The following is a 25,282-nucleotide window of genomic DNA, read 5'->3' as shown; positions in this document are numbered from 1 at the left end:
TCCGGTCAGTATCCCGTGTAAATTGCAAAGCTGAGCATGCCGATTGCCATAAGGGCATATATAAAGAAAAGAGGAAGAATGAATTTCGCCCACTGAGCCCAGCCTACCTGTGCCGCGGCCAGAAGCACTAACAGTCCGCTTGATGTGGGTGTTATTAAATTTGTCAGGCCGTGCCCCAGCAAAAAAGCAAGCACGGTGCTCTGGGCTGATACTCCTGATAACTGACCCAGCGGTGCCATGACAGGCATGGTCACAGCCGCCTGACCGGAGGTAGAAGGTATAGCAAAATCCAGTATTAGCTGAGTTGTAAACATACTGTATGCGGATACCAGCGGGCCGTGATTACTCACCAGATTAGACAGATTAAAAATAATCGTATCCAGAACCTGAGCTTTAGTGAGGACAATTTCAACGGCGGTTGCGAGTCCAATAAGTAAAGCTGCAATAAGCGTCTTCTTCATTCCTTCAACAAAAGCATCAGCGCATGCGTTAGCGCTCATGCCGGAGAATGCGGATATTACAATGCTCATGAAAAGATACCAGGCAGCAATATCATTGTTTTTCCAGTGCCATTTTTGCGCGCCAAAAACCATTGCAGCTACACCTGATATCAGCAGCAAAAGAAGCATACGCTGTCTGCCGGTCAGGGTCGTTTCGCCCCCTGTTTCCCGCTGATATGGCAGACAGCCGTGTCTGCGTATCGCCATAATCATAAACAGAACGCCAGTTATAAGAAAAATGATATAACCGCCAATTCTCAGAGGCATACCGCTAAACAGTGGCACGCCTGCCAGCGGCTGTGCGATGGTCAGCGCGTAGGGATTGGTAACTGAAGACATGTATCCAAGCTTTACAGAGATGGCGACTATCCCGAGGCCATAGATGGCAGGTAAACCTATCCGGGCTAAAAGCCCGACAACAAGGGGTACCAGCAGCAAGTATTCCTTTGCTAATCCCAGGAAGGTAGACCCTGCCGAAAAGCAGAGCATGAGCGCAGGCACAAGAACAATAATTCTGCCTTTGGTAATATAAAGTACTTTTTCAAGCCCTTTCATTATGGCTCCGGTCTGGTTAAGAATGCCGAACATCCCTCCAATAAACAGAACCATGATGATTAAACCGGATTGTTTAATTATTCCTTCCGGTATGGATCGAAGCGCTTGAATTATTCCAGCCGGCGAAGCTGATTGTGTATCGGGCTCTCCCGAAGACAAACCAAGAATATTTTCAGGCGTGCGGTTTTTATTAATAACGTGATATGTGCCGGCAATGATTTTTTTATCACTTCTTTGATATTCCCCGGAATCAATTATCCACGTCAGTACTACCGCCAGAATCAAGACAACAAGTAAAACAAGAGAAGGATTAGTATTCTTTTTTTCCTGTAATGCATTTTTTATTTCAGCAGTCATTTTCGCTCTCCAGATTGAGGGCCGTATACGCCCTCTCCAGGTGCTCTTTCGGACAGGCTAATTCAGCAGAGAGCTCGCATGAACAGGTCACAAGAGACTTTATGAACTGCCTCTCTTTATTCATCGCTCGCTCAGCAGGCGCACTAAGGCTCATAGACGCAACACACATCATATTTTCATCAAAAACCGGGACGGCAAACGCCCATATCCCCGGCGTTATAGCACCTTTGGTGATGGCAATATTTTTCTCACGAATGTTATTCAGATAATCCGTAAATCCGATGCCGTTTTCATTTTCTCTGATAAAGATTTCCTGCACCGCCTGTGGAGCAAATGCCAGAAGCACTTCGCCGGAAGCGCCCTCGCCAAGCCTTCTGCGATTTCCTGCACGGCTTCTTACCTGTAATGGTTGCATTGAAGCCCTTGACATAATTTGTACCATTTCATCATGCTCACGGACCCGGATCTGAAGATTTTCATCATGCATTGACTGCAAATGGTCGAGGATCGGACCTGCGAGCCTGACGAGAGTGTTCTGCTCTTTTGCGCTTCGCCCTACCACAAGAGCCTGATAACCCAGCCTGTAAACAACCGGTTCTCCGGACTTAACGATGTAATGCCTGTCTTCCAGCGTACACATAAGCCTGTAGACGCGGGATTTATTGATGCCGCTCACTCTGGATAATTCTGTAAGACCCATTGCGCCTTTTTCAGCAATGATATTCATCAGCCTGAGCGCGATATCCACACTCGCAACGAGATGTTCCATACTGCCTCTGCATGGTTTGATAGGCGAACCGTTGTTTCATTTTAATGGAGAACCAGACTCGCATATTGTTCATGCAGATACAAGAATGCACCGAAATACTAATTTATTTGTTCTTCTTGGTTTAATAATCTATTTTATTTATTTTAGTGATGTTAGATGATGGTTCAGTAAGCCATTTGCAGGAGTTTTAACTTTATTTAAAAAGCAATAATCTGAACAGGTTTTATAAAAAATGATGCCTGGATCAAGATATCAGGTTTTTTTATGTTTCATAACGCAAGAAAAACGTAAATGTGTACATCTGAATGTAGTTTCATCAGATTGCTGCAACGATCCTGTCACAAATCAATTTTGTGATTCTATCAGGTTACGAGTGTTTATCGTTCAGGGTTGGGTCTGATGTCGTGACGGTCTATTAAAGACATTTATTTTCAATTTCTACCGAATGCCTTTATATTCACCTGAATAATAAGATGGAAAAAATTATTCACGGATGACTCGGTTGTCATTTTACAAACAGGGGATTCAGAGTAAGGGGGAACCTTCTCCGGACAATAAATGCCGGAACGGGTTTGCTGACTTAAAAACGTCGATGCAGATCGGTCGCCGCACACGCTCTTGGTTAATGCATCAATGCGCCGGAGCATCTGCCTGTCTCGGGATATATCAATTCGCTTGATGCCGCCATCCCTTCCATTTTTATCAAACCAGGCCCCCTAAAGGATTGCTCCAGAAAGACGTGGTAGCGTACTGCTTCGGCGTTTTTATTTATTTCAGAGTATAAAATTTTCAACTCCGCAGGAACTGTCGCCAAACCCGCGCGTTTTATTACTAAACAGCATCGGTATCAGATCAGATATCCAGCCAGGACCGGCTGCACTACAATGCTTATTTGTGATCGTGGCCAGCATGCACTGCTGCCTGCGGATTTTTGATGAGTTCCTCTGAGGATGTATGACCGAGAACGAAGAAGCAGAGTTTGCACAGCTGATGGGTGTCGGAATAAAACAGTGCGTGGTGTGGTACCGCGATCAGGATTTCAGCCGGATGAACGAGGACGCGCGGGCGGAGCTGGAAAGTATCTTCAGCCCCGGCGACGAGTACGACGTCAGCGCCAGCCTGCAGATTGGCTTTAATATGATGATGATTGGTCAGCTGTGGGAGGACAGGCGCTTCATGGACTTCGCTGCCAGGGCCGCCCGCACGTCCTGTGACGGGAAAACCATGGGGAAACTTCCCGGAAAAATGGCCCTGAGGCAGCTGCTGGATGAAGTCAGCGAAGCGCTCAGAGAGCCCAAATTTTACGAGACTGAATAGCCTGATGAATGCCGGGGCCATCTGCTGCCCCGGATGACCGGTCAGGTGCGGAGCTTTATCCCGGTCCTGCGACAGCTGTACATTGTGCAAAAAATGTACTCACACCGCCTGCGGCGGTGTTATTCTGAGACTGAATCTTCTCAGGCCGCGGAAACCCCTTCCTGAGCCCCCGTTTCACTGAAAATACGCATTCATTATCAGATACGACGTCAGCAGGAGTCCTTATGATATTTAGTGAAGATGAAACCGACAAAGAAATTTATCACAACGCCTGCTTTGCGGCCGGCATGTGCTGCATGCAGCTCGCCAGCGAGGACGGCGAAATAACCCGGGAACGGCTGGCCACCGAGCTGATCCGTCTGCTGGGCGCCTGCATTGAGAAAAAGGACTTATGCCCCTCTTCACTGATTTTCGCGATTGAACAGCTGCGCGGCGAACCGGATGAGGAAGCAGAAGAAGCCCCCCGCTAGGCCAGACGCGTCAGCCATCACCTTCCGGGACGGGCACAACCAGCTCCCTGCCCTGATTATGAATGTTGCCCACCTTTCTGCTGACCGGATGCCACGCAAACGCCTTTTCCGGCAGGGCGGCGTCATGGGCAATTTCTTCTGCCCGCGAGGGCGACGTCTCCGGGCTCAGCCACTCACGGACGGCGTCAGGGGAAAGCACCAGCGGGCGCCGGTCGTGAATGTCGACCATGCCCTGACTGCTCGCCGCCGTCACAATGACAAACCCCTCTTTGCCGTGGTCCTCTCCGTAAGGCTGTTTACCGATCGCCGCAAAAAAGAGCGGGCGATCGTCCCGGTGGTGGATGAAAAACGGCTGTTTACCTTTTTCCTGTTTTTGCCATTCAAACCAGCCATTTGCCGGCACGACGGCACGTCCGTGGTGCCACAGGGGCTTAAACATCCGCCCGCTGGCCGCCGTTTCCCCGCGTGCGTTAATCAGCGGCTGTTTATCCCACCATTCCGGTCCGTACCCCCAGAAAACCGGATCGAGATGCAGCTGCTCCTCCCGGTCATTCAGCAGCAGCACCTTCGTGCCTGGCGCGACGTTATACCGCCCGATGGGCTCAGGGTCGAACGTGATTTCATCCGGTTTCAGGCCTAGCGCGTCAAAATACTCATCACGGCTGCTGTACTGCGCAAATCGTCCGCACATAGTCACCTCCTGCTGTAAGGATAGCGGGGTATACTGACGTCAGGAGGATTTCACATGTCACAGAATTTAGCCGCACGCAGCCCGGAAGAACGGGCGAAGGTTAACGCGGATCTGGCCGCCTCGGGCGTGGCGTACAGAGAGCGCCTGAATCTGCCCGTTATCCCGGCCGAAGCTGAAAGGCAGCAGCCGGAGGAGCTGCGCGAATACTTCAGGGAACGGCTGCAGTATTACCGCAATCTGGCCCTGCAGTACCCGCGGGGAACCGATCCGGTCTATCAGAAAGAACCAAAGGGGGAGTGACCCGGGATAAGGTCACTCAGCCTGCCAGTTCAGATTTTTGACATGTCCCGTAAACCGGGCTGCATGAAAATGTTATTTTGGCATCATCAGGGGAGGTATTATGGGATAGTTGACCCGATCCAGACCTTTCACAAACACGCAAGTTACTAAACATCACATCCTGCATATGATTTCACAGGGATTAAATTAAACCAAAAATAAAGGAGCGTATATGCTCGGGTGGGTAACAAACAAAACTGAGTATCTCGCAAAAAAATTTGTGCAAACAAAAATTCTACAAAATTCAATATATGCACATTTGAAATGGAACCCGCTGGAAAGACTTATAATCAGACTTTCATCTACGCCGGTTATTTCTGCATTTTGTCTGCTATGCGCAGCTCTTGTGATGCTTATAGCAGGTTTTTTGCTAAAGGTTCCCATAAGGGAATACCTGTCTTCCTTTTTTCCCTACCGTCACTCTGTTTTAGAGTGGCAGACTACAATTCTGAGTGGCCAGCTGACTATAATCGGTATTGTTTATCCGCTGGTGATAGGGCTTGTCAGCGTGGTCTTTCAGAAAAAATCTGACAGAAAAGTGGCACAGAGTGCCTATCAGCGTTATTCAGGGTTCATGCTGGCAGGGCTGAGCGGATTATTCCTGTCAGCATTTATTCTTTTAAGTGTCCCCGTCAGAATGATTTTTGGAGATTATCTCTATGGCATCGCCTGCCTGACAAGTGCTGCATGGCTTACCATTAACATTCTGCTTTCCGTCTGGTTTTTTATCGTCAGCCTGGAGGTTCTGGATGATGACAAGCGGCAGGCTGTTGTAAAAAGATATATTTCTTTTGGTATCGTCAGAAATCATGTTAATGAAAAAGTTGCCGCCTCGTTAAGGCTTAATCCTGTTTACCCCCAGACAATTTTTTCTAATCTTGAAATCAAGCTTGTTGATAATTCGGTTGAAAATCAGCACGTATCCGGGAAATTTCTGAAAACAGACGTACTAAGCCTGTATCATCGGCCATTCAGATTAGCCCTCAGGCTGATTAATAAACAGATGATTAAAAATGGCAGTGTTGGTCACCTCACAGTGGGAAACAATTACATAAGCGGTGATGAGGTGGACAAAAAGGTTCTTTTCAGTTTGCGCAATATTGATTCTGAAAGCTATCCCGTCAGGTTACTGAAAAAATGTTTTTACAAGGTAAAGGACCGGCGAAGCTTGTCAACATCCAATACTATCATGCAGCCTCTGACGGCAGATATATATTCGTGTTTGCGCGATTCAGATATTAACGGCTTCGATGATGCCTCTGGTGTTTTAATCGATAATTTCACGACTCTTTGTGAGTTGTACTATTTTCAGAATAATGATGCGCCGGATAACTTTTTATTACTTAAATCAGAACTATTCGAAATATCTATACAGGATGCGTTTTCTAATGAAATTTATTCTATTTCAGCGAAAGCAATGGATAAAATCGCAGAGTCAGAAAGGTTTTTTGAACTGTGCCTGTGGACCGGACTGCGCATACTCAATAACCGCAAGCTGTTAACTACTGCTGAGCTGGGTATATACATAGGGATCACCCGCTCTTTCTGGTCAACCTTAACAAGCTGGTACACTCAGAATCAGCCGCTCTCCAGTGTCACTCTCAGAACGCGCTATGACCGGTTATTAAGAACATTTATTAGCATCTGGGAACGTCATCAGGATGTAGTCAGTTCAAGGTTCTGTAATGCAGATGACGCGGAGCTTTTTGATTTCTTCTGTAAAGCACAGCTTCAGGACATTTCAGTGATGGTTATTGAGGCAATACAGACGCGCGATCGCGTGACCACCGATATGGCTGTTGACCTCCTTAACAGGTGGCAGCATTCCATGAATATTGACAGTCATTCGATTGAAAAATACAGCTACCAGGGCCAGTTGTTCAGTCCCGGTATTTTCATAATAAAACACATGAACTGTATAACTGACCGCGACTGGTTCAGCATTGCCTGTATGAATGCTCTGATCGACATGCGCATTTGCGTGAGCTTATATCTCACATCCAGAATGAAAGCACAGGATAAATTTATCACGCATTTCGTAAGATTAATTCTTCAGGGTGATCTCACTGACCAGACTGGTGGTTTAGAAACGAAATCAGAAAAAATAGATGACGGCGGAGAACTGATAAAGTCCCTGATACGAATTTGTCTGTGGACGTGGTCAGAAAAAATGGAAAGCCGCGCCTGGCTGACCGGGCTGGCGCGTCGAATGAGTGATTACGAAAAGCCGGATATGGTTTCAGGTCGCCTTTACAGTGGAATATATGATCGCGGGTTCATTGATATGCCCATGGCCTGGGCTCAGTTACTTCTGGTTGTGTCTGGAGAAAGCAGCCAGATAAGCAAAGACGTTAGAGAGGCCATTGAGGACGATTATATAACCTATCGTGAGAAGCAGCATCTTCTGGGTGTATTATCCGGCGTTCATAAGCAGCTGGAAACACTGGAATGCCCCTGTCATTTAAACGAAAACGAAATCGCTGTCTCAAAAGCTAATCTCAATAGCCTCCTTGGACAGCACATCGATCTTCTTAAGCAAAACCTGGATACCCAGCTGAAGGAGGCCGTCATCGATGCATCCCGGCTGGCTGTCACGGCTGCTAAAACTTCAGAATATCTTACCCGGCGCCTGCAAAAGCCCGTTCCGCTTTCTCTCTTCAGGCTTACCCGATTTGTGAAAAGTGCTGAGGGTTTCACGGAGCGGAGGCCCTCAGTCCACATTGAAAAAGAGTCTTATGCTGAGGGGATCGATGCAATAGCGGCGGCAAACGAAGGCGATTTCCAGGCCGAGTGCATTGTGAGCGATATTCAGCGTATCGCAGTACATAAACTCCTGCACTCAGCAGCGTCGCGACAAATCTTCATCGAAGATTTCAATATGCTGCTTGATAACATCAAAGCCTCATCTGATTTTTCACGTAAGTATGTTCTGGTAATGAGTAAGGAAATTTTCCAGCAGTATAATAATCTGATTTTCGCAGGCGCTGAACTCCAACGGATTATGAAGATAAACCGTGACGGCTCCAGAACTGTCACAACCCATAATGGCGACTGTCATATTTTCTTTATGCCGTTCGTTAACCAGCCGTGTTCACTGGTTGTTGATGAGGATTTTTTCAGTGCTCTCTCACTCAGGGAATTTGAGTCTGGCAACCTGGTGGAAATTACTTCTGAGAATGTCCGGAGCGACTCTGACAGGTTTGACCTCATTCTGATGTATCAGGCAGATATCACCTTTAAAGGTTCGCCATCAATCAGGATTGAACACCCGAAAAGATCTGATACCGATTAGGAAGGTTAACGGTGCCCTCAGGGCACCGTTATGACACAGAGAGGCGATGTCTCTGTCAATGGCGGATAAGACTCAGGTCGTTTTCGGTCAGCCCTGTCAGGCTGATAACGGTCTGGTTGTCCAGGCCCTTTTGCAGCATAGCCCGGGCAATTTTGATAGTCGCCTCACGTTCACCTTCGACGCGGCCCTGCGTCAGGCCTTTTTCCAGCCCTTTCTGCTCCAGTTGCTGTGCAATCGTCATCAGTTCGTCCTCATGCTGCGGCACTCTCTGTGCCAGGTTGCGTACGAAGGCTTCGGCGTCGTCGGTTTCGCCCGCCTGTACGAGGTAGTTTATCAGCGAAACCAGCTGCTGTCCCGTGAGGTGACCGGCCATCAGGGTGGCGGCCAGCCGGTCCAGCAGGTCGGTCAGGTCCCGCCGGTGGATATGCTTCTGCAGCAGGGTCAGCGCGGCCATGCTGCGGTGGTGCATGATCTCCTCGTCCGGGATCACCGTGACGTCGACCAGCGGGAACGGCGCGCTGTAGAGGCGCCCGGCCAGCGCCGGATCGTCAAACGCCTGCAGCCAGTCGGTGGAGTACGGGTACGGGCTGCGCTTCCCGGTATAGAACAGCACAGGAATGACCAGCGGCAGCTTTTTATGACCGGCATCCAGATGGCGCTGCATGGCGGCCACGGCGTAGCGCATCAGGCGGAACGCCATGTGGCGGTCGGGCGTTGACTGGTGCTCGATCAGCACGTGGATGTAGCCGTCGCCGGCGGCGGTCTTCAGGCTGTAGAGCACGTCGCTGTAGTAGGCGCGCAGGCTTTCCTCTACAAAGCTGCCGGATTCCAGCTTCAGGGTGCTGAGGTCACAGACGGCGCGCAGCTCTGCCGGCAGATGCAGCTCGATAAAGTCCCGGGCCGTATCCGGATGCGTCAGGAAGGCCTTGAATGCGGCGTCGTGGGGTACCGGCGTCGGTTTTTTCTTCATAAGCTATTTATCCTGTTCTGCAGCACTGCAGGTCCGGCCATCGTCATTTCTGTCTGCCGGGTCATCTGCGGAGCTGTGGTACCGGTTAAAACTGTCTTCCAGCGCCGCGCTGAGCGAAAAGTACTGTTCTTCACCCTGACCGCCATTCCACAGCGAGACCCTCCACCCTTCCGGATAGCTGGAATACTGGTTATACACGGGCTCAAATGTTTTCCCCGGCGTCCCGCAGTAAGCAGTAACGTACTGTCCGAATTTCATTTCCCGGTAATGAGCGGAGGATTTACCCAGCACGCTGCGGGGATCCCACCATTCAGCGCGGTTGAGGGCTTTTTCCAGCTGGTCGGGAAGGATACGGCCATGATAAATCCGGTCAAAAATGGCCTCATCGACCGAACAGCCGTGAAAACGGATCCCGCCTTTTCTGCTTGCAAGCTCGCTCAGGAACCTGAATACCAGCTTCAGGTCAGCGCGGCATTTCTCGTAGTTCCAGCGCTGAAATTCGCAGAACTCATACCGGCTGACGCTGGAATCACCTGCCCTGTTGCGGTACCGGAGCAGAAATCCCATGCCTAAGTGATGCTCGTTGTCGTCATGCTCCTCGGCTATTTTAAAGTCGACGCCGGCGTTTTTGACGGCATAGACATCAAGCTCGCCGTACCGGATGTTTCGCTCGATCACGGCGGCGGCCATGCTCTCAGGGCATTTGTACCAGTGAAGGCTCCGGGTTGGGTAGACGGCATTGCTTTTGGCACTGAGCCACGACGTCTGCACGCCAAACCAGCTGCTGACGGTGGCAAGGAGTTCCGGGGTGATGAGGTCGAGGGTGGCGTCGCGGGACTTCAGCTTGGACAGCGTGAAGCCGTGGCCGGTGAGCATGCGGCTCATCTGCAGCGGTTCAATGCCGTGGCTTTCAAACAGCAGCATCAGACGGTCGTACATGGTATCGATGCGGCTCTGATGCGGTGAGGTCTCGATGTTGACCACGCCGTCCACGATGATATTGATGAACTGTGAAACGGAAATGCCCAGCGCCTCACTCTGCGCCTGCAGGTAGGCGCGGGTCTGCGGCTTCAGCCGTATAGAGGTGACCTCTTTACGTCCGTCGTCTTCTTCTTCCATCTGTTTGACCGCCCGGTCATGTCCGCCGGTCAGCAGCGAGTGCAGAATTTTCGTCAGGGAGTGCATGCAGCGTCCTTTGTAGGTGTTTGTATTACACATTCGCATCATGAATCGCTTCAGAATGAAAGGCAATACATGCGCATACATTTAAAGCGAATCGCTCTCTGCCGACACGAACAGATCCGGAAAAGTATAGAACCGGATCATTCCTCTCCGTCGGCGGTTTTTCGCCCGAAATACTACATATAGTGGCTCGATCAGCTGCTCAGAGCACAACATACGGGATGCGTCAGGGAAGCGCCGGCAGGAAAACGGCGCCTGACCCGCCGCGACGGGCGCGCCACGCTTCCGGGAAAGTGCTATATTGGCAAAAAAGCGGATCCGGCGCAGACGGCGGTCAGGTAATTTAATAGAGTGTCTATATGTCTGCTTATTATAAAGTGAGGTATTATCGTTCAAGTTAAAACTTCCAGAATGAATCAATCAATAACTCAAAGTAATATTTACTTCCGTGACTACTAACCTTCAGGTCATAAAGGAGTTCAGGATGGGACGTGCCGTACCGTTAATAATTGGTCAGAAGGCATTTGCTTCCAAAAAAGCCGCCGTGGACTATTTCATGGGTCAGCGTGAGGAGCTTAAAGCCTCAGGCCCGGTAAAGAATGGCGAACTTTTCGGAGAGCTTAAGGCGCTCTATACGCGATATTGTGAGGTCACGCAGTGGGATCTGAGCAACAGGGTGATTTACGCGTTCAGCGTGGATTACGAACAGCGTAAGAACGGACAGGCCTGGACGTCACGCCTGTGCTACTGGGTGCAGTTTTCACCGAAGGACAGGCTGAGCTTTTCGGTCAGGGAAGCGGTGGATGCGATTACAAAATCTGGCACCACTGCACAACCGTAATTGAGGACGGGATTTAGCACTTTCAGGTGAGTATAAGTTTATGGTTGAGGGGATTTCGGTCTGGGTGCCGGTTATCAGCGCAGGAGCAGGTATCGTTGGTGCACTGAGCAGCCAATGGCTGTCGCATATTTTCATAACACGCCGTGAAAAGAGGGCGTCACAAGAAAAGCTGAATCGGGAGCGGTACTTTATCGGCACCGAGCTGGTCTTTCTGCTGGAGCAGTTCGCGGTGGGGTGCGCCGGCGTGACTAAGGAATTTGATTACACCTCCGGCGATAAAAACCCTCAGGTCTCCCGCCCCGTCCTCGATTACGCCGCTGTGACGGGGGACTGGCGTGCCCTTCCCGACCGGCTGATATACAGCATCCGCGAGCTGGCTGTCCTGCAGAAAGAAGCTGACAGATCCGTGGCCGTTTCACCCGGAAAGGACAACTCTTTTCATCATTTCGAAGTCGCCAGAGAGCGCCATTATCAGTATGCCCGGCTTGGCATCAAAGCAGTGATCATTGCCCGCCGTCTTCGTAATGAGGCTGGTTTTCCTGACACCAGACTGGACGCCATGCCCTGGTCAGCACAATGGGTGCTCTGGAAAGTCTGGCGGAATGAAAGACACCGACGGTCAGTCGAGGCCACTCTGCGGAGACAGGAGCTGGCCCGAATTGAGATTAAGAACGCAATGAGAAAACAAACAATGAATAACCCGCGCTGCGGAGACGGCCTATGATCACGTCTCCGATGAACCTCCCGGTTGTGGGACAGTTTCCGGCGCAGCAGCTGCCTGTGGCCATCGACTACCCCGCGGCGCTGGCGCTGCGCCAGATGGCCGCGCTGGTTGACGACCTGCCAAAGTACCTGCTGGCGCCGGAGGTCAGCGCCCTGCTCCACTTCATGCTCGACCTGCGCCGCAAAATGCTGTTCACCACGCTGTGGAACACCGGCGCGCGCATCAGCGAGGCGCTGGCGCTGACGCGGGGGGACTTCCTGCTGCGCCAGCAGTACCCGTTCGTGCAGCTGGCCACGCTCAAGCAGCGGGAGGACAAGGCGGAGCACCGGGCCGGACGCCGCGCCGCCGGCGTCGTGCCCCACCGCCTGGTACCGCTGTCCGACGCGCAGTACGTGACGCAGCTGGAGATGATGATAGCCACCCTGCGCATACCCATTGAGCGCCGGAGCGAAAAGACGGGGCGCACGGAGCGGGTGCGGCTGTGGGAGATTACCGACCGCACGGCGCGCACCTGGCTGAACGAGGCCACTGAAGCGGCGGCGTCAGAGGGGGTCAGTTTCTCAGTGCCGGTCACCCTGCACACCTTCCGGCACAGCTACGCCATGCACATGCTCTACGCCGGCACGCCGCTCAAGGCGCTGCAGAGCCTGCTCGGCCACAAGAGCGCGAAGTCGACGGAGATTTACACAAGAGTGTTTGCGCTGGACGTGGCGGCCCGGCACCGGGTGCAGTTCCAGATGCCGGGATATGATGCTGTGAATTTATTGAAAGGAATTAAAGGTTAACTTGCTGTAAATATTGATATAATCATAACTTAGTGTATATACATGAGTATATACATGAACATTATTTTGCATATACCTATGTATATACATTGACAGCGATCATCTATAAGTTAATATGCATATACTTTTGTATATACACGGTGGTGATTATGAAAAAGCCCTACATTATCTCTTTCGCTAATAGTAAAGGCGGTGTGGCCAAAACAACCAGCTGCATGTCCGTTGGTTGTTCATTAGCTTTGGCAGGCTATAAAACTCTGCTGATTGATTTAGATCATCAGGGAAATCTTAGTGATGATCTGGGACGTGGTGATGAGGATTACACCATCACGGACCTGTTTGCGGATCCTAAATTTGATATCAATAAGCTTATTTATTCAGCGATGGACGGTGAGGGCACGATTGCTAACCTAGATATCATACCTGCCGATATAACCCTTGCGGTTGAAGCCCGAAGTGCAGAAAGATTTCGCCATAGACTAAGCATTCTTGAAGAGGGTTTGAACAAGGTAAAAAATTCCTATGATTTCATCCTCATTGACCTTCGTCCTGCTATTGATTTGAGCATTGAAAACGCCCTGCTTATCACTGATAAAATTGTCATCCCTGTAGATATGGATAAGCGTGCAGTTAAAGGCATTAAAGATTTATTTCAGGTGGTTCAGGAAGTGCGAAGAAATGAGCCTTTTGTATATACACTTGTAAAGACAAAAGTAAACGAATCTCACTCCAAGATGAAAAAATCCATTGAGGGACTGATCGAAGAAGCCGGATATGTTGTAGCCAAGACCGAAATACGTCAGAGCGAGCTTTTTAAACAGGCGACCGATGTTCATCGTCCTGTAATGTTCTTCGCTAGAAATGAGCGTCCTTACAGAGATTATAAAGCTTTCACTCAAGAACTCCTGGAGCAAATAAAGGGGGCCGAAATTGGCAAGAAGTGATCGCATAACCAAAGGGGTTACCCGAGTTGCTGAGAAGCGCAACATCACAACGGGCAGACAGATGAACCTGCGGCTTACGGGTTTGGATGATGATGCTCTTTCTATGCTAGTTGAGAAAATGCAGGAATTACTTCCTCAGAAAAACATTACCCGTTCAAGAGTTTTACGCGCAGCCTGTTATTTAGATGATGATAAAATTCTCCAGAAGCTTGCTAACTTATTGATTGAAAACACGTGATAGACGTACTTGTATATGCAAGTGCATATACAAAAATTTAACTGTTACGAGTTTAGGAATGTTTTTTATGACAGGTATGTATATGCTTATGTATATACATACCTTACCGAAAAGTCTGACCATCTAAGTCATAAATGTATATGCAAAAGCATATATATTTGTATATACAAACGCATATACAAATATTCGATAAAGATCTTTTTTACCTTACGTGTGCAACAGGGATGTCATCCCATCGGGTAGTCCACGCAGGTGAAAGCATCTCACGCTTCATTTTCCATTCGGTACTTATTCCCTGACCTGCAAACCACACGTTGCCCAGCCCGGACTGGTTAATGCCATCGAGCACCTTCATGAGCTGAGCACTGTTGGCCCGGGGCTGCGCATCGTCAAAGAGGCTGAGCTGGCTGACCCCGTTGGGGGTGAAGTCATCGAGCATAATGCCGGCCTTCATATAGCGCCGGTCATCAAGCCAGATACGGTCCAGGCTCCGCATGGCCACCTCAATGATGTCGCGCGTGTCCTGTGTGGGCAGTGGGAGTTTCTCACCGGCAGTGTTGCCATAGAAGACTTCGTTCACGGCGTGCGGTGACGTCCGGATGAAGACACTGATGCGCCGGCAGAACTGCCGTTCACCGCGAAGTTTCTCTGCCGCGCGCGTGGCGTACTGGCACAGCGCCTGCTGCATGGCCACCTTTGAGGTGATGCGCTCGCCGAAGGACCTGGAGCAGCAAATCTGCTGTTTGGCCGGAGGCAGTTCCTCTATCGGAATACAGGATTCGCCGTTCAGTTCGCGCACGGTTCTCTCCAGCACCACGTTAAAGTCTTTGCGGATGAGGGCAGGGTGCGCGCGCGCCAGCTGCAGGGCGTTGGTGATGCCCATGACGTTCAGCCTTTTTCCGATGCGCCGGCCCACGCCCCAGACCTCCTCCACGGGCTGATTGGCCAGCAGCGTTTCGGTGCGTTTCGGATTGCCCGGCGTGAGCGCCAGCACGCCGCGGAACTGCTTCCACTCCTTGCTGGCCCACTGCGCGGATTTCGCCAGGGTTTTAGTCGGTCCCATGCCGACGCCCACGGTCAGACCCGTGGTGGCCAGCACGTGCGCGCGCAGGCGCCGGCCAAAGTGCTCAAAGTCCTCGCAGCCATCGATGCCGGTCAGATCGAGGAACATCTCATCGATGCTGTACTGCTCGACGCGGGGTGTCATTTGCTCCAGTGCCGTCATTACTCTCGTGCTAAGGCTATGATATAGCTCGTAATTACTGCTGAAGACATGCACGCGCTCCGCAAAGTCCTGCGTTTTAATCTGGAACCACGGCGCGCCCATTTTAATGCCGAGCTTTTTGGCGCCGGCGCTGCGTGCGATCACGCAGCCGTCGTTATTCGACAGCACCACGACGGGCTTACCGCGCAGGTCCGGACGAAACAGCGCCTCACAGCTGGCGTAAAATGAGTTCACGTCTGCCAGGCCAAACATGGGCATGGTTACCTCCGGCGCGCGCGCGTGCTGTTAAACCACCAGGTGACCACGCCGAGCAGCTGCAGTTCCTCCGGATAAATCACCGGATAAGCCGGATTCATCGGCAGCAGCGCGAGGCGGGGCTGCAGCTGCAGCCGCTTGACCGTAAATTCACCCTCCACCTCGGCGATCACGATATCCCCGTGCGACGCCTCCTCGGCCCGGTCAACCACCATGACGTCGCCGTCATACAGTCCAAGGCCCTCCATGCTGCTGCCGCTGGCGCGCACGAAGAACGTGGAGGCGCGCCGGCGGATGCAGAGCTCGTTCAGGTCCAGCTCTTTTTCAACGTAGTCGGCGGCGGGGGAGGGGAAGCCGGCCGCGCACGGCTCTGCAAAAAGGGGGATGCGGACCCGCGGCGTTTTAACTGGGGGCCAGAACGGCGACAGGCCCTGAGCATAGGTGGCGTGTTTCATACTGCACCGCCCCCGGCCGGGCGCGGCTGAATCATCATATTTGTGCGCATAAATCCTCCTCTTAAATACTGTTTATACATACAGTATTAATGAGGCGGATTTAACTTACAAGCCGCACCGGCGGGTAATCCGCATATGTACCGCTCATCTGTATGAAAGCCGTCCGTTTTTATTTTGCGGCCGCGTCCCCGGTCATTTCCCGGAGCATCTTCATGAGAAGATCCTTGCTCAGCTGATCGGACTGCAGCGCCGGCATGATGTTGATAAGCGACAGGGTGACGGTGGCCATGGCCACCGCCCGCTTCACAGTTTCGGCGTTTTCGTAGTCCTTGTAAGTGCGCAGGCTGACGCCCAGCTCTGTAGCGGCCCTTTCACGGCTCCACATCAGCCCCTTGCGCCAGAGTCTCAGCTGCCATCCCGTCATGAGCGTTCTCTTTATCTGAAATGATGGACATTGTACTGCTATAAAAGTGCAGAAACTGCACTTTTTTTCGAGATTAATGTGCGGAAATATTCCTTCCTATTAAGGCAGATGTCGCTGCGCTCCGTTTTTTAACGGCGTCTTCGCTTCGCCTGACGCCGGCTGTTGCCTCACCCCCCTGCAGGGCTTCATCTTTCAAAACTGCACCGTGCCTTCACCTTAGCCGGGCGGCCTCGCCAACAAGGGAAGCTGCGCCGACATACTCACCCGTTCCCCGCCGTGCGCGGGACATTCAGTCCGCTCCGGCGGCGCGTGCGGCTTCCGTTGTCGCCCCTGTTTGCTCAGCTGTTTGCCCGGCTTCCGTGGCGGCACGGTGCAGATGGCACCGTGCAACCCTTAACGGAGGAGTCGACATGCCGAACTGGTGTGCCAACAGGCTGCGGGTCACAGGCCCGGTAGAGGAAGTATCTAAGGTGAAGGCGCTGATGGAAGGGGGCGCTGGCGCGCCCGGATACGTGCGGGCTGCGGGGGAGGGGATCCAGCTTTTTCTGGCGGGCTGCGCCGGGCTGCTGCGCCCGACGGTCGCAACGGAATATGCGCCCTATCCGGCACTGACCGTGACGGCGGGCAGCGATACGCCGGAAAACCGCGCGTTTACGCAGTGGCTGGAACTGCTGCGCAGCGGCGCGGAGCTGACGCCGGAGACCTGCGAACGGCTGCACGCATTGTGGCTGGCCAGCGGCCTGCAGCGCATGACGTGGGCGTCCCTGACCGGAGAGCAGCGGACGGCGATTAGCGCGCTGTGGGAGAAAAAGAAGGGTGACTGGCACTGGACGATCAGCGGGCAGGCAGTGACTGACAAATGGGACGGACTCTGCCTTGAAGAGGCGCTTCCCCTCAGAACCCTGCCGTTCGACATGCTGCAGCTGATCCCGCCGCGCCTCGATGCTGAAATCAACGGCTATAACGGCCGCCTGCTTGAAGGCGTCCCCGACGGATTTACGGACACCGTCGACCGCTGCGGCACGAAGTGGCCACACGCGCACGACCTTAACCTGTCGTATTCCGGCGAAACAGTATTTAACGCCGACTTTGATACGCCCTGGTCGCCACCCTCACCTGAGGTAATGTGCGCCCTGACCGCCCGTTACGGCGTCACCGCTGAGCACTGGTATGCCGAAGCCGGCTGCGACTACTGCGGATGGGCGACCTACTCAGGCGGCCTTCAGCTGGATGAGCGCTGTGAGACGCTGGAATGGAGCGAGGAAGCGGATGAGGACGGGTACCGGGACGTGACCGGCCCGGAGTGGATTATCGATAACGTGGCCAGCTACGGCGGCTGAACCGGAGGCGGCGGGGCGACCCGCCGGATAAGCGATGAGAGCAATGACCGTACGGGAATTCAGGGCGCGGCTTGCCGCAGTTGGCGATGACGAGCTGTGCTGCGGCACCTTCTGGCTGGCAGAAGATTTTCTGTCCATTAAACCCTCCCTGACGCCGCAGGAGATTGCGGCGGCCATGGAGTATGCCGAAGACCATCATGATGCAAACGAGGGATTTAACTGGTGGCATCTGGAGATGGCCATCGATGCTGTCTTGCTGGAGAAGGGAGGGGCATAGCGTTGCCCGGTATGCAGCTGCAGATCCTCTGATGTCGCCGGTCACGGCGGCATCACTGCAGGAATGAAAAAAGGTTGTCGCTGCGCTCCGCCTTCATGCCGTCTTCCGTCCTGCGGCCGGAAGACGGCGGGCGTAAAGTGCCGTGCCCTCACGGTAGCCGGGCGGCCTCGCAAACAAGGTAAGCTGTCGCCGCCATCCTCACCCGTTCCCCGCCGTGCGCGGGACATTCAGTCCGCTCCGGCGGCGCGTGCGGCTTCCGGTGTCGCCCCTGTTTGCTCTGCTGTTCGCCCGTCTGTGTGGAGGTCACGGCACCACTACCGGTGCCCCCTTCATACACAGGAGCATCACTATGTCTCGATTCATGCACGGCGACAGCGTACAGGTTATGGGCGGCTTTCCGGACAAGAGCATTGATTTCATTCTGACGGACCCGCCGTACCTCGTCGGCTTTAAGGACCGTTCCGGCCGCTCGATTGCCAACGACGTGAACAGCGAGTGGGTGCAGCCGGCGAGCAACGAAATGTTCCGGGTGCTGAAAGACAACAGCCTGGCGGTGAGCTTCTACGGCTGGAACCGGATAGACATTTTTATGCAGGCATGGAAGGCGGCCGGGTTCCGCGTGGTGGGCCACATCGTCTTCACCAAGCCTTACGCCTCAAAATCGGCCTTCGTCGGCTACCAGCACGAAAGCGCCTACGTGCTGGCCAAAGGGCGCCCGTCGCTGCCGGCAAAGCCGCTGCCGGATGTGATGCCGTGGGAGTACACCGGCAACCGCCATCACCCGACCGAAAAGCCGGTCAGCGCCCTGCGGCCGCTGATTGAGACCTTCACACAGCCCGGCGCCATTGTTCTGGACCCGTTTGCAGGTTCTGGCTCGACCTGCGTGGCCGCCCAGGCGTGCGGGCGCCGCTGGATTGGTATCGAGCTGATGGAGCAGTACCACGCGGCCGGCCTGCGCCGCCTGTATGCCCACCGCGACGCCCGCGCGGCCTGATGAACGGAGAGAACACGATGAACGATCACACTATGCACACTGACAACGATACCCTGGCAGCCGACGTCGCCGACCTGGAAGAGTCGCTGTACGAATTTCATCTGCGCCTGCGCGACATGATTGCGCGGCACCTCTGGCACGGCGCCAGCCGCGAGCAGCGCATGGCCGGCCTGCTGATTGAGGGGATCGATAGCGACCTGGTTGAACTCTACCGGCGCGCGGCCGTGATACAGAAACACCTGAGGGCGTGACTGATTAAAAAACGAACGCCACTCTGCACCCCTGCCGGCGCACGGCAGGGCCGGTTTTATCCACAGGGTTCCGGGGCGGATATGCACCCCGGATGTGGACAAGACAATATGGATGTTGCTGCGCGCCTCATTGATGCCGCCTGCGGCGGGGGAATAAAAACCGTGCGGTCTGCGGCCGGTGCCGTGACTTCACTTTAGCCCGGCCGCTGCGTGTTCAAGAGCCGCAAGCTCGTCTCCTCCCCCGTTCGCACTCTCTCCGGCGCGCTTACTCCCGTCGCGCCTCCGCTCATGCTTCGCGTCTGCGCCGTCCGTAATCCCGCCTCCGTTCGCTTGCGCTGCGGCCTCGTCACCGCTCCTGAACACTCCGCTTTTCGCCGGGCTGTCATTCAGTCACGGCACAGGCCGGAACTGTTAACCACCCTGACTGCGGAGATTTCTGATGAATACTGCCACCCCTGCTTTTGAGTCCGCGCGCGTCCTTGACGGCTACGTGCGCCTGCGTTTCCTGCCCGCGCTCTTCGGCGACGATTTCATGCGCGCCGAAAACAACGTGTACCTGTACGCCGATCGTTACCTGGCGGACTACGACGGCGGCGTGTGGGACTTCGCGCAACTGCCGTCCGGCGGTGTCTTCATGAAGCCCGCAGCGGAGGAAACCTGGCGTTTCGTTAACCCGGAAAATTACAGCGACGTGCGCCTGAGCAGCGAGGCGGCAGGCATCGTGATCACTTCCCTGGTGCTGAACCACCGCAGCTGGATGTATGACCGCCACGATGACACGGAGCTGTGCGCGCTGTACTGCCGCCGTCACCGCCAGCTGACCGACTACGCCTTTGCCCACCCGGAAGCCGCCGCGATTTTTGCCGCGCTGGACTGATTAACCCACGGGGCGGCACGGGCCGCCCCGTTAACAGGAGAAAAAACATGATGCACGGTAACGTTAAAGAAGTGTGTGCCCACCTGATGGCGTCGTTCAGTGAAGACAGCCCGGTGGCTGTCCTGGTCTGGACGCTGGAAGACGTGATGGACAGCGCGGAATGCATGGATATCACAGAAAAAGAGGCGGGCAGGGTGCTGGAGTTCATCGCAGAGGATGGCGACCACCGCCGCTATGGCATCGGGCGGGACGAGGTACGGGACATGCTGACAAACCTGCGCGAGGACGAGGCGCAGGCGCGGGAAGTCACCGTGTCCGCCCGCGCGCTGGCACAGGTGCTGCGCGTGGCGGGCGATTATATGCGGCTTGAGGATGCGCAGGGCGGAGAGGGAACAGCGGTTCGCCTCTGGCCAGAGGAACATGAGGCCATCAGAACAGTTATCGCGGCACTGGAAAAATAAGGCGGGACAGTGCAGGGCAGGGAAGCCCGGCGCCCCTTTCCGGCCGGAAAACCTTCCTGTCGCCTCCGGCGACCGGCGGCAGGCGTTGCCCGCTTCCGCGCCATCATGCATCTGAGTGAAGCTGACGAAATGCCCGGTTTTATGCGGGGAAATGCCATTTTTCATCGAAAACAGCCCAGACATGGCGATTTTTTTTAGTTTTATGCAGCCCAAAGCCAAAGCCAAAGCCAAAGCCAAAGCCAAATCCGAAGCCTGCCCCCCTTCGGCTCCCCGGCAAGCCGGGTCGTCGAGCCCCACTCCGCTAACCGGCAAAGCCGGTAAGCTCCGCCGGAACGCGAAAGGCCGCGCTCCGTGCCTGACGGCTAGGGTCTGATGGCTGAGGTCAACGGCTGCTGCCGGCTTCGCCGTCGCTTTCACCGTCCCGGCAAACCCCCGCCGGGCCTTTAAGGCCAGCCCGCGGGGCGGTCTGCAACGTCCCTTCTGACGCTTCCCTGCATTCCGGCCAGCCCTTGCGCGGAGGGCTGGTCGTGGCACCGCCGGTTCCGGCAAAAAGGGGTGAAATGCACGCCGCCAGAAACTTTTCGCCAGGGGCCGCAAAAACTTTCAGTCGTCGCCCCTTTATGCCCTCACTTCGTCGTTGCTCCTTTGCCCTTTGCCGCGAAAGGCCAGACCGGGAAGAAGAAACCCGCGTCAGAGAAGGTCTTTTTCGGGTCCGCAGCGCGTGCTGCACCCATTCAGCCGGATTTAAGGAGCTATGCCATGCAAAACACACTCGTAAACGTCACCCCTGAAGCGACAACCGACCGCGCCCCGATCAACGCCGCCGGGGAAGTCATTTCAGAGACCTTTTTTGCGCCCGTTGAAACCGATCTGATTGATAGCCTGCTGGGTCGTTATAACTTCCTGCGCACGAAGCTGAATGACCTGTCGGTCTCTATCCGCGGCGGTGACAATCATGAGGCCGTGGGGCACTTTCTGAGAGGCAACCTTCACGGCAGCCGGGGCTACCACGTGCCGCCCGTGTCGAAGCTGTTTGACCTGCCCGGCGCGCTGGCGTCACTGAATGCCGATTTCTGGCAGCAGGCGCTGAGCCTGACCGACGTTTACGAGTACATGCCCAACGATCGCCGCAATGAGTGGAACAATCAGATCCATGAGATGAAAGCGCCTGATTTTGAAGAGAACGCGGTGCGTGCCACGCTCACCGAGCTGCTTTTCTCACGTCAGAAATTTTTCTCCGAGCGCGTTGACGGCATTTTCCGCAGCCTGTCGCGCAGCCACGTGACCAACCGCCCGGAAGGCTTCAGCAAGCGCATGATTATTGAATGCATGTTCGATCAGTGGGGACACTGCAACTACGACCGCACCGGCTACGTGGACGACCTGCGCAAGGTGATCGCGAAGTTTATGGGGCGCGACGCGACCGGCCTGAACACCACCAACAAAATTCTGAACATCGCGCGCGCCCGTTCGGGCGAGTGGGTTGCCATCGACGGTGGCGCGCTGCGCGTCAAAGCCTTCCTGAAAGGCACCATTCATCTTGAAATTCACCCGGATATGGCCTGGCGCCTGAATGACATTCTGGCCTTCCTGCACCCGGCTGCCATCCCGGCGGAGCACCGCCAGAAGCCGCGCACGAAGGCGAAAACCTTTGAGCTGCACACAAACCTCCTGCCGTTTTCCGTACTGAGCGTGCTCGGTGACCTCCAGACAGAGCGCACCGAGCCAGAGCAGCGCAACCGCCGGGAAGAGCCGCGCCCGCCCGTGACGACAAACCCCTATAACCGCCGCTTTAAGGGCTATTCGGACGAGAACCCGGCTGCGCGCGCGGAAGCGGAAAAAGTGCTGCTGAGCCTGGGCGGCGTAAAAATGAATATTAACGCCTTCACCTGGTTTGAATTCGATTACGACCCGACCACGGCGCTGGAAGATATCCAGCTGTCTGGCGCGCTGCCGGAGCAGAAAACGCACCAGTTTTACCCGACCACTGACGAACTCGCCGCGCAGCTGCTTGACGAGGCGGACATCCGCGAGGGGGAAACCTGCCTGGAGCCGAGCGCGGGCATGGGCGGTCTGGCCGACCTGATGCCGAAGGCGCAGACCACTTGCGTGGAAATTTCGCCGCTGCACTGCCGCGTACTGGAGGCCAAAGGCCACAACGTGATCGAAGCCGATTTTCTGGCGTGGGCACCGGTGACCGATCAGCGGTTTGACGTGGTGGTGATGAATCCGCCGTTTAGTGAAGGCCGCGCCGTGGCGCATCTGAACGCGGCGGCGGATCTGGTGAAGAACGGCGGACGCCTGGCGGCCATCCTGCCCGCAGGCAGCGACCGCAAAAACCTGCTGCCGGGCTGGGACTGCAGCTGGTCCGCGCCGATGGAGGGCATGTTTGCGGGAACCGGGGTGCGTGTGGTGCGCCTCATGGCCTACAAGCCGGAATAAACCCGGCCCGGCTGGCAGGGGCGACCCTGCCGGACACCGCACCGGCCCGGTAAACGGGCCGGGAAACTGAACCCCGAGACAGAGCAGAACATCATGACCCAGGAAGAAAAATTTACGCTTAACACCCTGCAGGCCTTCACCGGCTGCGATTTTGAAGCCTACCGCAACCGGGGCGAAGCGTTTCGCCAGCGCCTGAGCGGTGCCGTACTGAACGCGCTGCAGCTGCCGGACAGCTGGCGCACAGACTGCGAGATGCGGGGCGAATGGGGTGGAGCCTATCCCGTACACCTGCGGCTGACCCTCGCCGATGCCGCCGGGCTTGCCGTCGAGCTGGTCAGCCCGTCGGCCGATTCGCCGGTATGGTGCGCGGTGCTGACGGATGCGCGCACCCGGTCACGCGTCCCGCTGAGCGCTGGCTATCGCTTTGAACCTGCTACGCTTCGCACCACGCTTGAAAAAATCGCAGAGTACACGCGGGCGGGCTTCACCGGTGCCGGTGAGCTGGTCGCCGCGCTTCGGATGGGAGGGCACGCCGCATGATCCCGAAATCACTTTCTCTGGTGACCCTGCTGCCGGAACGTCAGGCCGCCCTGCAGGCCATCGCGGCGGTTGAGCATGCGCAGCAACGGGGGGCGCGGCTGGCCCGCCATCCCTACGCCGCCGCGTTTATGAAGCAGCTGAGCGGCAGGAGCCGCGTCAGCGTCCAGGCTCTGAACCGCATCCGGGGCATTTACCTGCGCCCGCGCGAAAAACGCGCGCCGCTGCCGGAGTGGGAAGGGGCGCTGGATATGTTCCTCAGCACGGCGGGCGAGGTGTGCCCGCTGCCGCTGCCGGGCGAACTGGCCATCACTCTGTTTCCGGAGGCCGTTTTCCGCCGGGCAGAACGTGCAAAACACGCTGCAGATAAGTCCGTCAGCCACGCGTCGCGGCGGGAACGGCAGGCCGCCGACTATCAGGAACGCCAGCTGGAGAACCGCATCCGTCAGGCTGAAACCGAGCTGGCATTTCGCACGCCGGAGACCCTGCGCAGCTGGTTCGCCGCCTGGTGTGACAGCGTGCCGGAAAACGATATGAAGAACATGATCGCCGCGTGGGCGCGGCGCTTTCCGTCGCTGAACGGCCTGGAAACCCTGCAGCCGTATGCCGGAGACGTTGCCTGTGAAGTGGCGGGAGAAATTCACCTGCGATCGCTGCACATGGACAGCGCGCAGAAGGGCATGAACCGCTGGCTGGTGCCAAACAAGCTGACGGCCATGAACACCCTTTCTCAGGGCGATGAAAAATAACAGCACAGAGTGTTTCGCGTGACGAAACATATGGTATACTGTTTCTCAACAGGAAACGCGGAGCCGAAAAGTGATTAAAAGCTGGAAGCACAAAGGATTACAGAAGCTGTTTGAGAAAGGTGATATCAGCGGCGTACAGGCAAAGGACGCGGAACGCATCCGGCTTCGCCTGCTGGTCATCGATGAGGCGCTTTCCACGGATGAATTCAGGAACTATCCGGGCTTTCGTTTTCACCCCCTGAAGGGCGACAGGAAAAACCTGTTTTCCATCACGGTCAGGGCTAACTGGCGCATCACCTTCGAATTCACGGACGGTGATGCCTATATTCTCAACCTGGAGGACTACCACTGATGGCCATGTTCAATCCCCCGCATCCGGGCGGTCTGATCACCGAGTACATTGAAGATAATAACATCGGCCTGCGCGTGCTGGCGAAAGAGCTGGGCGTGTCAGCAGCGGCGCTGAGTAAGGTCGCCAGCGGTAAGGCGTCGGTCAGCCCGGAAATGGCGGTGCGACTGGAGGCGGGGCTGGGCATTGCGGCGCGCCTCTGGTTATCCATGCAGGCCGCCTGCGACCTGCACAAAGCGCGTGCCACCACAGACGTTTCCGGCGTGCACCTGCATCCGGGCGTGCTGGCCGCTTCCGCCCAGGATCGGCCCGGCAAGTAGCCCTGCGAAAGATAACTTTATACCGCGCCGTCTGGCGCGGTTTTGCTTTGTGCTTTCTGCCAGCCCGGAACGGCAACACCGCCGCCCTGCGGGCCGGGAAAACCGGTGCTGGCGCACCGGTCCTCTCCGCCCGGATGCGTATGGCCATCATCTCCAGACCCGTTTCAGCTTCTGCTTTTTCCATGCCAGCTTTTACTGGCCCCCGCATAAAAATACGTTTTAACAGCAACAGCAACAGCAACAGCAACAGCAACAGCAACAGCAACAGCAACAGCATGTCGGGTAGCAGCGGCGCATTACTGCGCCGCTGCCCCCTGAGAACGGTACGTGCAGGTTTCCCCGCATACCGCTC

The 25,282-nt window shown here is 55.0% G+C and carries 28 protein-coding genes and 1 pseudogene; 21 read left to right on the top strand and 8 right to left on the bottom strand.

Going from position 1 to position 25,282, the window contains the following annotated elements:
* Window positions 1–5 precede the first annotated feature (5 nt).
* A complete protein-coding gene (locus QMZ30_RS22160) occupies window positions 6–1,412 on the bottom strand; it encodes a YfcC family protein (RefSeq protein ID WP_283216819.1) in 1,407 nt (468 codons plus the stop codon).
* Entirely contained in the window at window positions 1,402–2,181 is a 780-nt protein-coding gene (locus QMZ30_RS22155; RefSeq protein ID WP_283216820.1) for an IclR family transcriptional regulator, read from the bottom strand. The genes QMZ30_RS22160 and QMZ30_RS22155 overlap by 11 nt, the downstream gene beginning before the upstream one ends.
* A 954-nt stretch (window positions 2,182–3,135) precedes the next feature.
* Here QMZ30_RS22155 and QMZ30_RS22150 point away from each other — a divergent pair.
* Window positions 3,136–3,498, top strand: a complete 363-nt coding sequence (locus QMZ30_RS22150) for a hypothetical protein (RefSeq protein WP_283216821.1) — start codon at window positions 3,136–3,138, stop codon at window positions 3,496–3,498.
* Between the two features lie 224 nt (window positions 3,499–3,722).
* Entirely contained in the window at window positions 3,723–3,968 is a 246-nt protein-coding gene (locus tag QMZ30_RS22145; RefSeq protein WP_283216822.1) for a DUF2767 domain-containing protein, read from the top strand.
* Window positions 3,969–3,978: 10 nt separating this feature from the next.
* On the opposite strand, the gene QMZ30_RS22140 is transcribed toward QMZ30_RS22145, so the two are convergent.
* Window positions 3,979–4,659, bottom strand: a complete 681-nt coding sequence (locus tag QMZ30_RS22140) for an SOS response-associated peptidase family protein (protein ID WP_283225718.1) — start codon at window positions 4,657–4,659, stop codon at window positions 3,979–3,981.
* Window positions 4,660–4,713: 54 nt separating this feature from the next.
* Here QMZ30_RS22140 and QMZ30_RS22135 point away from each other — a divergent pair, with 54 nt between their 5' ends.
* Both QMZ30_RS22135 and QMZ30_RS22130 read left to right on the top strand, forming a co-directional pair.
* The gene (locus QMZ30_RS22135; protein ID WP_283225717.1) at window positions 4,714–4,959 is read left to right on the top strand and encodes a DNA polymerase III subunit theta; all 246 of its coding nucleotides are present in this window, start codon (window positions 4,714–4,716) and stop codon (window positions 4,957–4,959) included.
* Between the two features lie 211 nt (window positions 4,960–5,170).
* Window positions 5,171–8,290: an MFS transporter gene (locus tag QMZ30_RS22130; protein ID WP_283225716.1), complete on the top strand. Its 3,120-nt coding sequence runs from the start codon at window positions 5,171–5,173 to the stop codon at window positions 8,288–8,290.
* Between the two features lie 55 nt (window positions 8,291–8,345).
* Here the strand turns inward: QMZ30_RS22130 and QMZ30_RS22125 are convergent, their stop codons facing one another.
* Window positions 8,346–9,260, bottom strand: coding sequence for an Rpn family recombination-promoting nuclease/putative transposase (locus QMZ30_RS22125; RefSeq protein WP_283225715.1), 915 nt, complete (start codon window positions 9,258–9,260; stop codon window positions 8,346–8,348).
* 3 nt (window positions 9,261–9,263) lie between these two features.
* Window positions 9,264–10,445 (bottom strand): conjugal transfer protein TraE, encoded by a 1,182-nt coding sequence (locus QMZ30_RS22120; RefSeq protein ID WP_283225714.1) that lies wholly within the window; start codon window positions 10,443–10,445, stop codon window positions 9,264–9,266.
* Window positions 10,446–10,926: 481 nt separating this feature from the next.
* On the opposite strand from QMZ30_RS22120, the gene QMZ30_RS22115 reads away from it, so the two are divergent.
* The 5 genes from QMZ30_RS22115 to QMZ30_RS22095 all read left to right on the top strand — a co-directional run bounded on the left by QMZ30_RS22115 (window position 10,927) and on the right by QMZ30_RS22095 (window position 13,974).
* On the top strand, window positions 10,927–11,283 hold the full coding sequence (locus QMZ30_RS22115) for a hypothetical protein (protein WP_283216831.1): 357 nt from the start codon (window positions 10,927–10,929) through the stop codon (window positions 11,281–11,283).
* Between the two features lie 40 nt (window positions 11,284–11,323).
* Window positions 11,324–12,007, top strand: a complete 684-nt coding sequence (locus QMZ30_RS22110; protein WP_283216832.1) for a hypothetical protein — start codon at window positions 11,324–11,326, stop codon at window positions 12,005–12,007.
* On the top strand, window positions 12,004–12,792 hold the full coding sequence (locus QMZ30_RS22105) for a site-specific integrase (RefSeq protein ID WP_283216833.1): 789 nt from the start codon (window positions 12,004–12,006) through the stop codon (window positions 12,790–12,792). The genes QMZ30_RS22110 and QMZ30_RS22105 overlap by 4 nt, the downstream gene beginning before the upstream one ends.
* A 149-nt stretch (window positions 12,793–12,941) precedes the next feature.
* Window positions 12,942–13,736 (top strand): ParA family protein, encoded by a 795-nt coding sequence (locus QMZ30_RS22100; RefSeq protein ID WP_283216834.1) that lies wholly within the window; start codon window positions 12,942–12,944, stop codon window positions 13,734–13,736.
* Window positions 13,723–13,974 (top strand): hypothetical protein, encoded by a 252-nt coding sequence (locus QMZ30_RS22095; protein WP_283216835.1) that lies wholly within the window; start codon window positions 13,723–13,725, stop codon window positions 13,972–13,974. Before QMZ30_RS22100 ends, QMZ30_RS22095 begins: the two co-directional genes overlap by 14 nt.
* 202 nt (window positions 13,975–14,176) lie before the next feature.
* Here QMZ30_RS22095 and umuC read toward each other — a convergent pair whose 3' ends face one another.
* The 3 genes from umuC to QMZ30_RS22080 form a co-directional block, all read right to left on the bottom strand.
* Complete coding sequence (umuC, locus tag QMZ30_RS22090) at window positions 14,177–15,451, bottom strand: translesion error-prone DNA polymerase V subunit UmuC (RefSeq protein WP_283216847.1); 1,275 nt, start codon at window positions 15,449–15,451, stop codon at window positions 14,177–14,179.
* Between the two features lie 8 nt (window positions 15,452–15,459).
* The gene (gene umuD / locus QMZ30_RS22085; protein WP_241798757.1) at window positions 15,460–15,909 is read right to left on the bottom strand and encodes a translesion error-prone DNA polymerase V autoproteolytic subunit; all 450 of its coding nucleotides are present in this window, start codon (window positions 15,907–15,909) and stop codon (window positions 15,460–15,462) included.
* A gap of 169 nt (window positions 15,910–16,078) precedes the next feature.
* Window positions 16,079–16,333 carry a helix-turn-helix domain-containing protein gene (locus QMZ30_RS22080; RefSeq protein ID WP_241798756.1) on the bottom strand — a complete coding sequence of 85 codons (255 nt, stop codon included), beginning with the start codon at window positions 16,331–16,333 and terminating at the stop codon, window positions 16,079–16,081.
* 410 nt (window positions 16,334–16,743) lie between these two features.
* Between QMZ30_RS22080 and QMZ30_RS22075 the strand changes: the two genes are divergently transcribed.
* The 12 genes and pseudogenes from QMZ30_RS22075 to QMZ30_RS22020 all read left to right on the top strand — a co-directional run.
* Window positions 16,744–17,673 carry a DUF1281 domain-containing protein gene (locus tag QMZ30_RS22075; protein ID WP_283225713.1) on the top strand — a complete coding sequence of 310 codons (930 nt, stop codon included), beginning with the start codon at window positions 16,744–16,746 and terminating at the stop codon, window positions 17,671–17,673.
* A 43-nt stretch (window positions 17,674–17,716) separates the two neighbouring features.
* The gene (locus QMZ30_RS22070) at window positions 17,717–17,950 is read left to right on the top strand and encodes a hypothetical protein (protein ID WP_283216837.1); all 234 of its coding nucleotides are present in this window, start codon (window positions 17,717–17,719) and stop codon (window positions 17,948–17,950) included.
* A gap of 349 nt (window positions 17,951–18,299) precedes the next feature.
* A complete protein-coding gene (locus QMZ30_RS22065; protein ID WP_283225712.1) occupies window positions 18,300–18,944 on the top strand; it encodes a DNA methyltransferase in 645 nt (214 codons plus the stop codon).
* A gap of 17 nt (window positions 18,945–18,961) precedes the next feature.
* Complete coding sequence (locus tag QMZ30_RS22060) at window positions 18,962–19,195, top strand: YubE family protein (RefSeq protein ID WP_241798825.1); 234 nt, start codon at window positions 18,962–18,964, stop codon at window positions 19,193–19,195.
* A gap of 439 nt (window positions 19,196–19,634) precedes the next feature.
* Window positions 19,635–20,072 carry an antirestriction protein gene (locus QMZ30_RS22055; protein WP_283228966.1) on the top strand — a complete coding sequence of 146 codons (438 nt, stop codon included), beginning with the start codon at window positions 19,635–19,637 and terminating at the stop codon, window positions 20,070–20,072.
* 47 nt (window positions 20,073–20,119) lie between these two features.
* Window positions 20,120–20,533: a hypothetical protein gene (locus QMZ30_RS22050; protein WP_283228965.1), complete on the top strand. Its 414-nt coding sequence runs from the start codon at window positions 20,120–20,122 to the stop codon at window positions 20,531–20,533.
* A gap of 759 nt (window positions 20,534–21,292) precedes the next feature.
* Window positions 21,293–22,975: a DUF4942 domain-containing protein gene (locus tag QMZ30_RS22045; protein WP_283228964.1), complete on the top strand. Its 1,683-nt coding sequence runs from the start codon at window positions 21,293–21,295 to the stop codon at window positions 22,973–22,975.
* Window positions 22,976–23,068: 93 nt separating this feature from the next.
* Entirely contained in the window at window positions 23,069–23,515 is a 447-nt protein-coding gene (locus tag QMZ30_RS22040; protein ID WP_283225709.1) for a conjugation system SOS inhibitor PsiB family protein, read from the top strand.
* Window positions 23,512–24,261, top strand: coding sequence for a plasmid SOS inhibition protein A (locus tag QMZ30_RS22035; RefSeq protein WP_283228963.1), 750 nt, complete (start codon window positions 23,512–23,514; stop codon window positions 24,259–24,261). Before QMZ30_RS22040 ends, QMZ30_RS22035 begins: the two co-directional genes overlap by 4 nt.
* Window positions 24,262–24,331: 70 nt before the next feature.
* Window positions 24,332–24,613, top strand: coding sequence for a type II toxin-antitoxin system RelE/ParE family toxin (locus tag QMZ30_RS22030; protein WP_034830883.1), 282 nt, complete (start codon window positions 24,332–24,334; stop codon window positions 24,611–24,613).
* A complete protein-coding gene (locus tag QMZ30_RS22025) occupies window positions 24,613–24,930 on the top strand; it encodes a HigA family addiction module antitoxin (protein ID WP_034830884.1) in 318 nt (105 codons plus the stop codon). Before QMZ30_RS22030 ends, QMZ30_RS22025 begins: the two co-directional genes overlap by 1 nt.
* Window positions 24,931–25,070: 140 nt before the next feature.
* Window positions 25,071–25,282 (top strand): annotated as a pseudogene (locus QMZ30_RS22020) (hypothetical protein); the annotation flags it as partial.

The sequence above is a fragment of the Pantoea sp. EA-12 genome (assembly GCF_030053355.1).
GTDB lineage: Bacteria > Pseudomonadota > Gammaproteobacteria > Enterobacterales > Enterobacteriaceae > Pantoea > Pantoea vagans_C.
This window is presented reverse-complemented; position numbering and strand designations above follow the sequence as displayed.